The following is a 12,614-nucleotide window of genomic DNA, read 5'->3' on the forward strand; positions in this document are numbered from 1 at the left end:
CAGATTACCTGATTTTCGAGTCAACCGCAGCGCTTACATGATCAATCCGGCAGCCACCGCCCGCTCATGGCAACGCTTGAGCACGGCCCGGCGTTCGGTATTGTCCATCCGCCCCCAACGGCCAATCTCTGCCACGGTACGCTGGCACCCGGTGCACACATCCTGCTCGTCCAGCGCGCAGATGCTCACGCAGGGCGAAGCGACCGGGCGCTCAGTGGCGATCACCTCACTCATCGTCCATCTCCAGGTCCCGCGCATAGCGCTGGGCGTTGTGCACATAGTGCGCGGCGCTGGCCTCGAGCATGCGTTTTTGCTGCTCGGTGAGTTCGCGCACGACCTTGCCAGGCGAACCCATCACCAGCGAACCATCGGGGATTTCCTTGCCCTCGGGGATCAGCGCATTGGCGCCGATGATGCAGTGCTTGCCGATGCGCGCACCGTTGAGGATCACCGCATTGATGCCGACCAGGCTGTAATCGCCAACCGTGCAGCCATGCAGCATGGCGTTGTGGCCGATGGTCACGCCCTTGCCCAAGGTCAGCGGCGAACCCATGTCGGTATGCATCACGGTACCGTCCTGGACGTTGCTGTCCTCGCCGATATCGATCAACTCGTTGTCACCGCGCAGCACCGCGCCGAACCACACACTGGCGCGCGCCTGCAGGCGCACCTTGCCAATCAGCATGGCATTGGGGGCGGCCCAACTGGTGGCATGGCTCTCGACCCGCAGGTCGCCCAGGCGGTATTTCATTCTCGCTCCTCAGGGTATCAGCGGCGAAGGGGGGCGCCGTTCAGATCTCTACATAACGCTCGGGTGGCTGATGCAGGCTGATGCCTGCGTCATACAGCAAGTTGACCAGTTCGACGATCATGATCGCCGACAGCCCCCAGATCTTGTATTCGCCATATCGATAGCTGGGCACATACCAACTGCGGCCCTGGTAATCGATACGGTGGGTGTGGTCACGCGGGTCCTGGCGGAAGAATTCGAGCGGCACGCTGAATACTGCCGCGATCTCTGCATCATTGGCGCGGTATTCGACGAAATCGGGGATAACCCCGACGAATGGCGTCACTTTCAGCCCATGCAGGGAAATCAGCGGGCTCAGGGGGCCCAGTACTTCCACCAGGCCTGGCGGCAGGCCGATCTCTTCTTCGGCCTCGCGCAGCGCGGTGAACACCAGGTCGGGGTCTTCCGGGTCGCGCCGGCCACCGGGGAAGGCGACTTCGCCGCCATGGGTGGAAAGGCCCTTGGCACGCAGGGTCAAGACCAGCTCGGGCGCTTCGCTGCGGGTAATGGGCAGAAGTACCGCAGCCTCGGGGAACCGTCGGTCGGTTTCCAGTGAAGCTGGTTGGTGGTTGCTCATTCGGCGAAGTAGCTCGTCCAGCATTGCGCACTCTCGTTTCCAAGGCCTGCCCTGCATGATGCACCAAAGCCGCGAAGCACCCAAGCCCTGTACGCTTGCGGCAGGCATGCCTGGCGCGCCAAGATAGCCTGGGCTCAAGGGAAGAACAGCATGAAATTCTGCAGCGCGTGCGGCCAGCCGGTCATTCAGCGGATACCCGAAGGCGACAGCCGCCTGCGGTATGTCTGCGATCATTGCCAGACCATTCACTACCAGAACCCGAACATCGTCGCCGGGGTGTTGCCGGTGTGGGGCAGCCAGGTGCTGCTGTGCCGGCGAGCCATCGAGCCCCGCCGCGGCTTCTGGACCTTGCCCGCCGGCTTCATGGAGAACGGCGAAACACTGGACCAGGCCGCCCGCCGTGAAACTGTCGAAGAAGCCTGCGCCCGGGTCGGCGCGATGGCCCTGTACCAGTTGTTCGACCTGCCGCACATCAATCAGGTGCATGTGTTCTTCCGCGCCGAGCTGGCCGACCTGGACTTCGACATCGGCACCGAAAGCCTGGAGGTGCGGTTGTTCGACGAACACGAAATACCGTGGGGCGAGCTGGCTTTCCGGACCGTCACACGCACACTAGAATGCTATTATCGCGACCGCATCGGGCAGCATTACCCCATAGGCCATGAGTACCTGCCACCGATGAACGTTTCGCCCACCACTTAAGCTTGCAGGTACCGCTTCATGCGCTGGTTGTTTGCCCTTTTCTGCCTTTGCGTTACCTCGGTGTCCCAGGCGGCCTTCACCGAAACCATCATTCGCAAGCCGCAGCCGCCTTTGCCGGCAACATCGCAATCGCAGGCAGCCATGCAGCCGCTGATCGACAAGGTGCTGGTGATCAAGTCCGAGCGCCGCCTGCAACTGATCAGCCGTGGCGAACCGCTGAAAACCTACCGTATTTCGCTGGGCAAGCAGCCCAAGGGCGCCAAGCAGCGCGAAGGCGACAAGAAAACCCCCGAGGGCCTGTACTGGCTGGACTGGCGCAAGCAAAGCGACCGTTTCAACCTGTCCATGCACATCACCTACCCGAACATCAGCGACGCCGCCCGTGCCACACGCGAAGGCTGGAGTGCCGGCAGCATGATCATGATCCACGGCACCCCGATCAACGACGAGTATCCCGAATGGTATTTCCATACGCTTGACTGGACCGATGGCTGTATCGCCATGCGCAACTCGGACATGCGCGAGGTCTGGGACCTGGTACCAGACGGCACATTGATCGAGATTCGGCCCTGATAGTCCGGCATTCCGGTTGATGCTGTAGGAACCTTCCCACTTCAATCAAGCATCTGCCCTACCGCAGTGTAGGTAGCAGACTGCATCCAATCGACTGGCAAAATTTTTAGCATCCACGCAAACGAGTACGCAGGCCGTACGCCATTTGCGGGGATCCCCAATGCCATCCCGATACCGCCACATCGCCAGCAGGCTGCTTGCCTGCTGCATGACCAGCTTGCTGGCCCTGCCACAGGCATTGGCGGACGACCCTGCCAGCCTGCAACTGCGGGATCAACAGCGCACACTGCGCCAGTTCGAGCAGCAGCAACGGCTGCAGCGCTGGCAACGCCCTCCAGCCGCGCAACCCGATGCCCCCCTCTCGCCGAACCCACCCCGCGACAGCCACTGCTGGGCGATCACCGGCGTTCGTCTGGCCGGCAACCGCCAGCTTTCGGCACAGGCCCTTGAGCCGGCCATCCAGGCACTGACAAAACCCTGCCTGGGCATCGCCGACATCAATCGCGTGCTCAAGGCCATCACCCAGCGCTACGTGCTCGCCGGTTACCCGGCCAGCCGCCCCTACTTGCGGCAAGCACCAGCGCATGACGCACCGCTGGACATCGTCATCATCGAAGGCTTCGTCGAATCGATCGAGCTGGATGCCGAGCTGCCGCTTTCCCTGCACAACGCATTCCCCGATCTGCTGGGCAACCCCCTGTACCTGCCAGACCTAGAGCAGGGGCTGGACCAGCTCAACCGCCTGCGCGCCTACGAGCTCAGTGTCGACCTGTTGCCAGGCGAACTGCAGGGCGGCACGCGGGTGCTGCTGCAGCCTCGCCACGTGGCTTCACGCTGGCACCTGGACAGCCGCTTCGATAACCGGGGCAGCCCGTTGACCGGGCGTCACCGCCTGAACCTCGGCCTTGGCGTGGACAGCCCCTTGGGCCTGAACGACGACCTGCGCCTGTCGCTGTCCACCACGGTCATCGATGCGCCGGGGCGCAGCCAGGGCGTCGCCCTCTACTACAGCCTGCCCTACGGCCCATGGACCTTCACGCTGAATGTCGGCCAGCTGCGCTACAACGCGCCGATTCCGCAGGGGCGGTACGACAGCAACGGCAGCAGCAGCTACCAGAGCGTCAGCGCCGAGCGCATGCTCTGGCGCAACCAGTACGGCATGCTCAGCGCCAGCGCCCGGCTGGACCGCAAACGCCTGATCAACCGCGCCGGCTCTGCCGTCATCGGCCTGCAGAGCCCCACCCTGACCAGCGTGGAGGCCGGGCTCAACCTGCTCTGGCTGGACCACGGCCTGTGGCACGCCTACATCGGCGTCGCCCAAGGCACCCACTGGCTGGGTGCCGAGCAACCCGCCAGGCACGCGACAGCGCCAAAGCCCGACTATCGAAAATACCGCGCCAGCCTGCTGCACCTGCGCCAGGGGCCTGCGAACTGGCCGTGGCGCTGGCAAAGCGAGCTTGGCCTGCAGTACAGCACCGATGCCTTGCCGGCCGTCGAGCAGATGTTGTTGAGCGACGATTCGGCCGTGCGTGGCTTTCGCCTGCGTACCTACAGTGGCGCCAGCGCCGCCGCCTGGCGCAATACCTTCAGCCAACCGCTGCCACTGCCCTGGGCCACACCGGCTACGGTGCGCCCCTACCTGGGCCTGGACCTGGGCTGGGAACGGCTGGCGCAAGGCGCTTCGCCGCGCCGGCTGGCAGGTGCCACGGCGGGTATCGAAGTGACCCTGCCGCACAGCCGGCTGCGCCTGGACTATCAGCGTGCCCTCTATGCCAGCGACCTGCACCGCCCGATGCTCGAACCCGGATTCTGGGTGCTTGAGTGGGCCCTGAACATCTGACTGACCCACAACAAAGAGAACGAGAACATGCTTACACTCTCGCAGATACCCGCTATCCGTCCCGATACCTTGCGCTGGGCCATTTTTCTCGCCCTGCTCGCCTCCACCAGTGCGCTGGCCCAGAACGGCCTGGAGGCGGCCACCGGCCCTGGGGGTACACCGCTCATCAACAACAACCATGGCGTACCGGTTATCGACATCGTCGCGCCCAATGCCAACGGCCTGTCGCACAACCAGTTCCTCGATTACAACGTCGCCCGCCCCGGCGTGGTATTGAACAACGCGCTCCAGGCCGGGCAGTCGCAACTGGCCGGCGCGCTGGCGGCCAACCCCCAGTTCCAGGGCCACGCAGCCTCGACCATCCTCAACGAGGTGATCAGCCGCAACGCCTCGCTGATCGAGGGCCCACAGGAGATCTTCGGCCGCCCGGCCGATTACATCCTGGCCAACCCGAACGGCATCACCCTCAACGGCGGGAGCTTCATCAACACCACCCGGGCCGGGTTCCTGGTCGGTACGCCGGAGTTGCAGGACGAACAGCTCAAACACCTCAACACCCTCAATGCCAGCGGCACTCTGCAAGTGCTCGCAGGCGGGCAGCGCAATGCCGAAGGTGCGCTTGACCTGATCGCGCCACAGCTCGACAGCAAAGGCGTACTCCTGGCCCAGGGCGACCTCAACGTCACCGTTGGTCGTAACCGCCTGCGCCACGACGACGGGCAGGTCATCGAGCATCTGCCGGGTACGCCGTCGAGCATCGACGCCAACCTGTTCGGCGCCATGCGCGCTGGGCGCATTCGTGTCGTCAGCACTGCCGAGGGCGCGGGGGTGCGGGTGGGGCCGGTGCAGCTCAAGGCCGACCAGGGCATCACCCTGCAGTCTGCCGGCGCGCTGCAGGTCAGTGGCCATGCAGACCAGTCAGGGGAACTGAGCACCGACCACGGCGCCTTGCAACTCACCGCCGCCGATGACCTGCGCCTTGGCGCCGTCGACGGCAAGGCCGAGCGCATCGAGATAAAGGCAGGCAAGAAGCTCACCCTGGACGCCGAAAGCCGCCAGAGCATCGCCCGCGAGCAGGAAAGCTGGAACAAGAAGTTTTTGTTCATCACCCGCGAGACCTACCAACGCGAACGAACCACCACCGACCAGCACGTGCGCGGCACACAGCTGCAAGCCAGTGACAGCGTGCTGTTGAAGTCCGGCGCCGACATGCGCCTGGTGGCAGCCGACGTGGCTGCAGGGGGCGACCTGACGCTCGACAGCGCTGCCGACCTGGGCATTGCCGCCGGCACCACCAGCCAACGTATCGAGGAGCAGGTACGCCACCGCAAAGACCTGTGGCGCGGCGACAGTGATACCAGCCAGTACCAGGAGTCGGCACAAGGCAGCACGCTCAATGCCGCGCGCATGACGGTCAAGGCCGATGACACCCTCACCGTGCAAGGTAGCAAACTGCACAGCCGTGCCGACCTGGACATCACTGCCAGGAACGTCGACATCGGCACTACGGCGCTGCAGGAGCAGGGTACAGACCGCAACTACAGAGGCGACCTGGTATCGGGCACTTTCTTTGGTGGCCGCAAGGGCAACGATACCCAGGGGCAGCGCCTGGCCGGCAGCGCGGTCACGGCCGATGCCAAGCTGAAGGTTGCGGCCGAACAGGTGAGCATCAAGGGCAGCAACGTCCACGGCGCCCAGGACGCGGTGCTGCACAGCGACAAAGGCGCCTTGGCGATCGAGGCCGACCACGCCAGCACCGTTGCCACCGAGCGCGACAGCAGCAGCAAGCTGTTCGGCCTGATTGGCAACGATCGCGAGCGCACGCAACACAAGCAGCAGGTGTTGAGCAGTGACGTCAGCTCTGCCAGCAACCTGCGGCTGGCCAGTGCCGAAGACTTGCGTATCCAGGGTTCGAAAGTGACGGCCGCCGGGCATCTGCAGGTCGAGGCCAAGGGCGACCTGTCGATTGGCAGCACGCAGTCACGCGATGAAAGCCAAACAAGCAGCCAGCGACGCGGTTTCACGGCCAGCGCCAAACAGACCGAAACGGCCGAAGACGGCAAGCCCGAGTCGCGCCAGTACGCCGCAGGCGTTGCTTACGAAGTGGTCACCACCACAGGCCAACAGCGTGAAACATCGCAGGTGGCCAGCGAATTGACGGGCGCTACGGTTGGCCTGAACAGCGGCGCGCACCTGCAGGTCAACGGCTCCAACGTACAGGCCAAAGCCGGCGACCTGGACGTGCAGGCCAAACAGCTGACCCTTGGCGCCACACGCAACGAGCGCGAGTCGTCCAGCGGCTCTACCCACAGCGGCGGCGGCCTGAAGGTGACTGGCGGTATCGACCGGCTGGGCAGCCTGTTCGAAGGCCATCGCAACAACGAAGGCGTCACCGAGCGCGACAGCAAGACGCAACGCACCCGTTTGCAGGCCAGCGGCGACCTGAAGCTCAGCGCCGACGAATTGATCACCGAAGCGGCAAGCGCCAACGCAGGCAACACCCTCGAGATCACTGCCAAACGCATCGACAACCGTGCCGTGCAGGACACCCATGACCGTGAAGTGCAACGCAATGACGGGTCAGGCAGCCTCGGCGCCAGCCTGGAGTACCGTGACGTGACCCGGCCGATCGAACGCTTGGTCCAGGGTGAAGAAGCAGCGCGCTTCCAGCAGGCCTCGCCCGAAGACGCAATGGTGGCACCGAGCGGTGGCGGCGACATGACCCTCGACCACCTCAAGCGCTTGGAAAACCAGCGCCGTGGCTTTGCCCAGGTGAGCGAACTGGCAGGGGCAAGCGTGAAGGTCAAGGCCGATACCCTCGATGACCAGGGCACCGCCTGGCGCGCCAACGCCGGCGCCCTGCAGGTCGACGCGCAGCACCACCAACTGCGCGCCGCCGAAAACACCCGGGAGGATAGCCTCCAGCGCCTGTCCTACGGTGGCGACCTGCGCGTGGATACCAGTTCGGGGAGTGACCTGAACGTACGCGTTTCCGGCAAGGGCGGCTCGCAGGACAAACAGGCGGTCGTCCGCACTGCAGTGCCGGGCAGCCTGTATGGGCAACAGGGCATTCAGGTTCAGCTGGGCAGCGATGGCCGCTACGAAGGCACACGCATCGAGGGCGGTGAAGGTGATGTGCTGATCCAGAGTGCCGGTACCCTGTCACTGCCCCAAGCCACCGACCACACCCAGCAGCGCTCACGCCAGCTCGATGGCAACGCCTGGGCCAAGGTCGGCAATCGCCCAGGCAGCACTGGCGTCGACGGCCGAGGCTATCTCAACCATGCCTGGGAGCAGGCAACCCAAACCAATGCCCAGGTGGCGCAGATCGACGGCAAAGGCCAAGTGCGCCTGACCAGCGGGGGCGACATGCTGCTCGAAGGCACGCGTATCGGCAGCCGCGAGGCCAAGGTCGGTGACACCCTCCTGCAAAGCGCTGGCCGCTTGCAAATCGAGGCTGCGAGCAATACCCGGCAGGCCACCGGCGGGGGCCTGGGCGGCGGTCTGGAGCTGGCCGTGAAGACCGGCACCACCCAAGGTGGCGCCATCGGGGGCCACTTCAACCACGGCAAGAAGAACGAGGATGCTCGCCAGGCAATCGATGCGCAGTTGCAAAGCGCGGGCAAACTGACCCTCGGCAGCCGCGCTCGCGAGGACATCGCTGTGCACCTGGCGGGCCTCCAGGCATCGGCCGAGTACATCGACATCGACGCCGCCAAGGGCGGTGTGCTGGTCGAAGCGTCATCCACTGTCGAGCGCCGCGACAACCTGGACATCACCGCTGGCGCCGGTTTCAACACGTCCAAGGGCGACACCGACACCCTTGGGCTGCATGGGCGTGCCCGAGTCGACCTGGACAAACGCGACAACCTGATCTGGAACGCCGGCAACCTGCGCGCCGAGCGTATCGGCCTGCACAGCCGCGGCGACACCCGCATCGAAGGCGTGAGCCTGGAGGCCGGGCGCATCAGCGGCGCAATTGATGGCAACCTGCGCATCGCCAGCCGCAAGGACAGCGTCGATACCCTGACCGTAAACGGCGATGCACGGCTGAGCAAAGAGCAAAACCCGCAGGGCTATGTGAACGCTGCCACGGCCGTCGCGGGGCCGCTGGGAGGCAAGGTCAGGGAAAAAGCAGGTTCTGCCCTGGCCAAGGTCGACCCGGGCGTTTCGCCAACCTTCAGTCTCGATGTGTCGCATGTTCAGCGTGATGGCGTTGCCCAGCAGACGACGCTCAAGGGCAGCGAGGGGGTAGACCTTGCGGTGGGTGGTGACGCTCACCTGACGGGCGCACGCGTGCAATCGGCCATGGCTGACGTCACACTAACCGCCAGCGCGGTGACCAAGCAAACGCTGAGCGGCAATGATTACCGCCGCGATGTATCGATCGATGCGTCGAATTCGCCGGTAGACCTGAGTACCGCCATTGCCCAGATCAGCAAAGGCAAAGGCGCCGCAGACGGCGAAAATGCACTGGACTTAGGCCTGCTACGCACCAGTGGGCATAGCCGCAGTGAGCAGTGGGCTGCAGGGGTTGAAGGCAAAGCCAACTGACCCAGAGCCCCTGTCGCCGGCAAACCGGCGACAGGGCCATGAGCTGCCCGGCAACCGCTGCTTACCAACGCCACGTCTGTTGCCCCGTCAGTGCCTGTGGCCCCAGCAGCCGAGCAGCACGCAGCAGCGGTGTAAGTGCGGCGTCCGGCTGCAGTTCGGCCGCTATCACTGCCTGGCGCCCCAGAAGGTCTGCATCCAGCGCCAACCGATGCTCACGCTGTTGTATCAGCTGCCCATGCAGGCGCCAGCCTGTGCGGCAATCCATTTCTACCCAGCCCTGCCCCAACCCCAGCGACCAAGGTTCGCTCAAAGCCAGGTCAGTGACCGCGATGCGGCCTTCGCTGGTACGGCACTGCCGCCCCGCGCCTTGCAGGCGCAGCGTGCCCTGCCACTGCCCGGCCAGGCGGTAGGCGGTCTGCACACTCGCCTGGGGAGCCTCTGCGGTAACGTGCATCCGCCAGCGCCATGGCCAGCCTTCGGCCTGCAACTGCCAGCCCTGGCCCTGAAAGCCCAGCTGTGCGTTGGCCTGCAAGCGCCACGGCTGCAACGCCCAGCGCACCGGCCCGACAGGCCCGACTTGCTGCGCCTGGCCCTGCCACAGGCTGCCGCTGACGCCCTGCATCGGCAGGCCAAAGCCCAGTGCAACCCAGGATGCCGGCAAATGCACCAGCAACGTCAGGCTGAACACCAGCCCGGCCCACAGCAGACCACGGCTGCTCATGGCTGCACCACCACGTCGAAACGCAGGCCTTCGGCATCCTGCTCCAAGCCCCACTGCAGCGGCTGAGCCCCCTCTGCACGCAACGCCTGCAGCCAGCGCTGCAACACCTGCTCATCGGCCACCAGGCCGCGCAACTGCCACACCTTGCCTTGCACCTCGACCTCGGCCACGTCGATGCGCCGGGCCTGGGCAGACTGGCGCAGCCGCTCCAGGCTCACGGCTGGGCCGCTGTGGAAGGCGGCGGCCTGCACAGCCAGCCCATGCCACTGGCTGAGCTCGCGCCATTGCGACACACCCTGACGCAGGGCCAGCAACGCCAGCAGAACGCCGATCAGGCACCCGGCAAGCAACATTCGATGACGCTCAAACCACTCGCGGGTCATGTTGGCGCTCCCAGATCGAAAACCACGTGTGCCGAGGGTGCAGCGCTCAATACCTGCACCGCCGCAGCGGCGGCGCTGGCCATTTCGTGCCAGGGCGGCTCGCCCCCCTCGCCCTGCAGGCGCAGGTGCCAGCGCTGGCCGTCAAAGCGCACCGCTTGCAAGCGCCAGCCTGGGTGCTCATGCAGCCAGGCCTGCAGACGTGCCTGCAGGTCTTGAAGCTGGCGCTCGCGCAGGTGCTGTTGCAGCTCGCTTTCGCGCAGGCGCTTGAGGGCCTGCGCCGCTTGCCCAGGGCTGGCCTGGGCGCCGGTGACGGCCAGCACCTGCGCGCGCCAGGTGTGCACCTGCCGCCATTGCTGGCCCGCCCATAGCCCGCACCACACCACGGCCAGCATCAGGCAGGCGACAACAAGCCCACGCGGCAGAACAGGCATTCGGGGCGCGGAGCGTGCCTGACGGATGCGCTGGAACAGGCTTGGGAGGGTGTCGAGCGGCGCCAGGGTACCTGGCCAGCGCCCGACCTGGCTGGCATTACGCAGGCTACCCCAGGGCTGCTGCGGCACCTCTCCCAGCGCGTCAGGCCAGGCCAGCCAATGGGCCTGCCCCTCTTCGCTGTGCCCCAGGTACAGGCACAAGCCAGGTGCGCGCTGCCACTGCCAGCCCGTCCCGGGCTCAGGCGTGGGCAACAGCTGGAACTCGGCCCAACAGCGCTCGATCTCAAGCCCCCATTGGCTGCACTGCCCACGCCATTCCTCGAGCGCCGCCCGCGCTACCGCCAACAGGCGCAACTGCCCTGCCTGGCGAGCGAGGCAAGCGCACTGCACCTGTTCGGCGTTCTCCAGCAAGTGGTCTTCCAGCAGCATGGGCCACTCGTCACGTTTGAGGCCTGGCGGCGCGGCCAGCTGAAACTGGCTGCACCGCTCGCCCGGGATGATCAGCGCTACCCGTGCACCCAGGTTCGCCGGGGGTTCGCCCTGCCCTTGCCGTTGGGCCACACCGTTTTCGACCAACAGCCAGTCCCAGACCACGCCCGGGCGCAGCAGCAACCATGGCCGCGCAGGCACACGTCGACGCCATTCAAGCTTCATGAACGCCCCCAAGGGAGCGTGAAGGTGCAGACATAGGGGGCTCCGTCGCGCTGCAATTGCACGCGCACACCCCGGCCGGGGTGCACGGGTTGATCAGAAGGCCAGGGCAGCCAGCGGCCTCCCTGGTGATAAAGCACATTCAGCGCACTGACCTGCTGCAGTTGCTCACGCATGATCCAACGGGGTTCGCTGGCCGCGTACAAGTCTGCCGAGGTTTCCAGTATCAGGCGCTGCTCACGGGCGTCGAAGCGCAGGCGTTGGCGCTGCAGGCGCGAGCCACCTTCGGCCTCAGGCACAGCCGTGGCTGCCACCCAGAGCAACTGCTGGCGGTCGGGCTGCCAGTCGAGCCAGCGGCTGGCCAGTGGCAGGCGTTGCTCATACACCCGGCGTAATACCGGGCTGTCGAAGCGCCGCTCCAGGGCCAGGCAGAACTCCAGCACACTGTACTCCTGGCCCGTCACCTGCAGCCGCTCGCGAACCTTGAGCCAGCCATTGACCAGCGCCGCGAGCATGACCCCAAGCAGCGCGGTCAAGGCCATGGCCACCATCAGTTCGATCAGGGTCAAGCCTGCCTGCCGCCGCTTCATGGACGCTCCAGAAAAACCGTGTACTGGCCCAGCGGCAGGCGTTGATCGCGGTCGGCATACAGTTGCATCTCGCCGCGGCGCAGGTCGCGCACACCGGTACGGCGCAGCTGCAGCTGCCAGTGGCACGCCTGCCCGCCCTGGCTCAACACACCACTGGGCTGGTTGCTGGCCGGCCAGTACTGCTCCACGGCAAAGCGTGCCTGCAGCTCGCGAGCGCACAGCACGCCAAGGCGATGCCATTGCACACTGTCCTGAACGGCCAGGCGCTGACGCAGAACCTGGCTGGTGATCACCGCCAGCACGGCGGCAATCGCCAGGGCCACGGTCACCTCCAGCAGGGTGAAGCCCTGTTGCCTGCGCTTCATGGTTCCACCCCCACACGCAACTGGCCGTTACGCCCCCACGCCCAGCGCTGGCTGCCACCGGCCCAGTGCCAGCGCACCGAACCCGGTTGAGCCCACCCTTGCGGCGTGAACTGCAGAGGCGGCTGCAGGCTGGCCGGCCAGTCGGGGCGCAGCCCTTTGGGCCAGTCCCCAACGCTCGCGGGTTCGGCCACCCAGCCCTCGCGCTCACGCCGCACGAACTCTGGGCGCTGGCCGGTCCAGCGCAACCCGCGCAGTTGCCCGGCATGCCGGGCCAGTGCAGCCTGGGAGCGGACCTGCGCAGCCAGCCGCTGCAACGCCTGATCGACGCTGGCCTTGCCGCTGTCCAGCCAGGCCACGGCAAGCCCGGTCATGAGGCCGGCAATGGCCAGCACCACGAGCAATTCGAGCAGGCTGAAACCGCGCTGCAGGCGCATCGC

At 65.8% G+C, this 12,614-nt stretch carries 13 protein-coding genes; 4 read left to right on the top strand and 9 right to left on the bottom strand.

What is annotated here, in order from left to right; translation table 11 throughout:
- Positions 1-33: 33 nt before the first annotated feature.
- Genes OSW16_RS21540 through OSW16_RS21550 form a run of 3 tightly spaced genes read right to left on the bottom strand, consistent with a single transcriptional unit; the run spans position 34 to position 1,391 of the window.
- Complete coding sequence (locus tag OSW16_RS21540) at positions 34-234, bottom strand: DUF1289 domain-containing protein (protein ID WP_267818359.1); 201 nt, start codon at positions 232-234, stop codon at positions 34-36.
- Entirely contained in the window at positions 227-751 is a 525-nt protein-coding gene (locus tag OSW16_RS21545; protein ID WP_267818361.1) for a gamma carbonic anhydrase family protein, read from the bottom strand. Before OSW16_RS21545 ends, OSW16_RS21540 begins: the two co-directional genes overlap by 8 nt.
- A 40-nt stretch (positions 752-791) precedes the next feature.
- On the bottom strand, positions 792-1,391 hold the full coding sequence (locus OSW16_RS21550; protein ID WP_241804328.1) for a CoA pyrophosphatase: 600 nt from the start codon (positions 1,389-1,391) through the stop codon (positions 792-794).
- Between the two features lie 126 nt (positions 1,392-1,517).
- Between OSW16_RS21550 and OSW16_RS21555 the strand changes: the two genes are divergently transcribed.
- From OSW16_RS21555 to OSW16_RS21570, 4 genes are all read left to right on the top strand, one after another.
- Positions 1,518-2,069: an NUDIX hydrolase gene (locus OSW16_RS21555; protein WP_267818364.1), complete on the top strand. Its 552-nt coding sequence runs from the start codon at positions 1,518-1,520 to the stop codon at positions 2,067-2,069.
- Positions 2,070-2,087: 18 nt separating this feature from the next.
- Entirely contained in the window at positions 2,088-2,642 is a 555-nt protein-coding gene (locus OSW16_RS21560; RefSeq protein WP_241804326.1) for a L,D-transpeptidase family protein, read from the top strand.
- Between the two features lie 160 nt (positions 2,643-2,802).
- A complete protein-coding gene (locus OSW16_RS21565; RefSeq protein WP_267818368.1) occupies positions 2,803-4,482 on the top strand; it encodes a ShlB/FhaC/HecB family hemolysin secretion/activation protein in 1,680 nt (559 codons plus the stop codon).
- A gap of 27 nt (positions 4,483-4,509) precedes the next feature.
- Positions 4,510-9,036 (top strand): hemagglutinin repeat-containing protein, encoded by a 4,527-nt coding sequence (locus OSW16_RS21570; RefSeq protein ID WP_267818370.1) that lies wholly within the window; start codon positions 4,510-4,512, stop codon positions 9,034-9,036.
- Between the two features lie 61 nt (positions 9,037-9,097).
- Here OSW16_RS21570 and gspN read toward each other — a convergent pair whose 3' ends face one another.
- From gspN to gspH, 6 genes are read right to left on the bottom strand one after another with little or no spacing between them, the layout of a single operon-like run.
- Entirely contained in the window at positions 9,098-9,757 is a 660-nt protein-coding gene (gspN, locus tag OSW16_RS21575; RefSeq protein WP_267818372.1) for a type II secretion system protein N, read from the bottom strand.
- A complete protein-coding gene (gene gspM / locus OSW16_RS21580; protein WP_267818374.1) occupies positions 9,754-10,140 on the bottom strand; it encodes a type II secretion system protein GspM in 387 nt (128 codons plus the stop codon). The genes gspN and gspM overlap by 4 nt, the downstream gene beginning before the upstream one ends.
- The gene (locus OSW16_RS21585) at positions 10,137-11,225 is read right to left on the bottom strand and encodes a GspL/Epsl periplasmic domain-containing protein (RefSeq protein ID WP_267818376.1); all 1,089 of its coding nucleotides are present in this window, start codon (positions 11,223-11,225) and stop codon (positions 10,137-10,139) included. The genes gspM and OSW16_RS21585 overlap by 4 nt, the downstream gene beginning before the upstream one ends.
- Positions 11,222-11,812, bottom strand: a complete 591-nt coding sequence (locus OSW16_RS21590) for a PulJ/GspJ family protein (RefSeq protein ID WP_267818378.1) — start codon at positions 11,810-11,812, stop codon at positions 11,222-11,224. Before OSW16_RS21590 ends, OSW16_RS21585 begins: the two co-directional genes overlap by 4 nt.
- A complete protein-coding gene (locus OSW16_RS21595; protein ID WP_267818380.1) occupies positions 11,809-12,177 on the bottom strand; it encodes a type II secretion system protein GspI in 369 nt (122 codons plus the stop codon). Before OSW16_RS21595 ends, OSW16_RS21590 begins: the two co-directional genes overlap by 4 nt.
- Complete coding sequence (gene gspH, locus OSW16_RS21600) at positions 12,174-12,611, bottom strand: type II secretion system minor pseudopilin GspH (protein WP_267818382.1); 438 nt, start codon at positions 12,609-12,611, stop codon at positions 12,174-12,176. Before gspH ends, OSW16_RS21595 begins: the two co-directional genes overlap by 4 nt.
- Positions 12,612-12,614: the final 3 nt, after the last annotated feature.

The organism is Pseudomonas putida (genome assembly GCF_026625125.1).
In the GTDB taxonomy this organism is placed as follows: domain Bacteria; phylum Pseudomonadota; class Gammaproteobacteria; order Pseudomonadales; family Pseudomonadaceae; genus Aquipseudomonas; species Aquipseudomonas putida_X.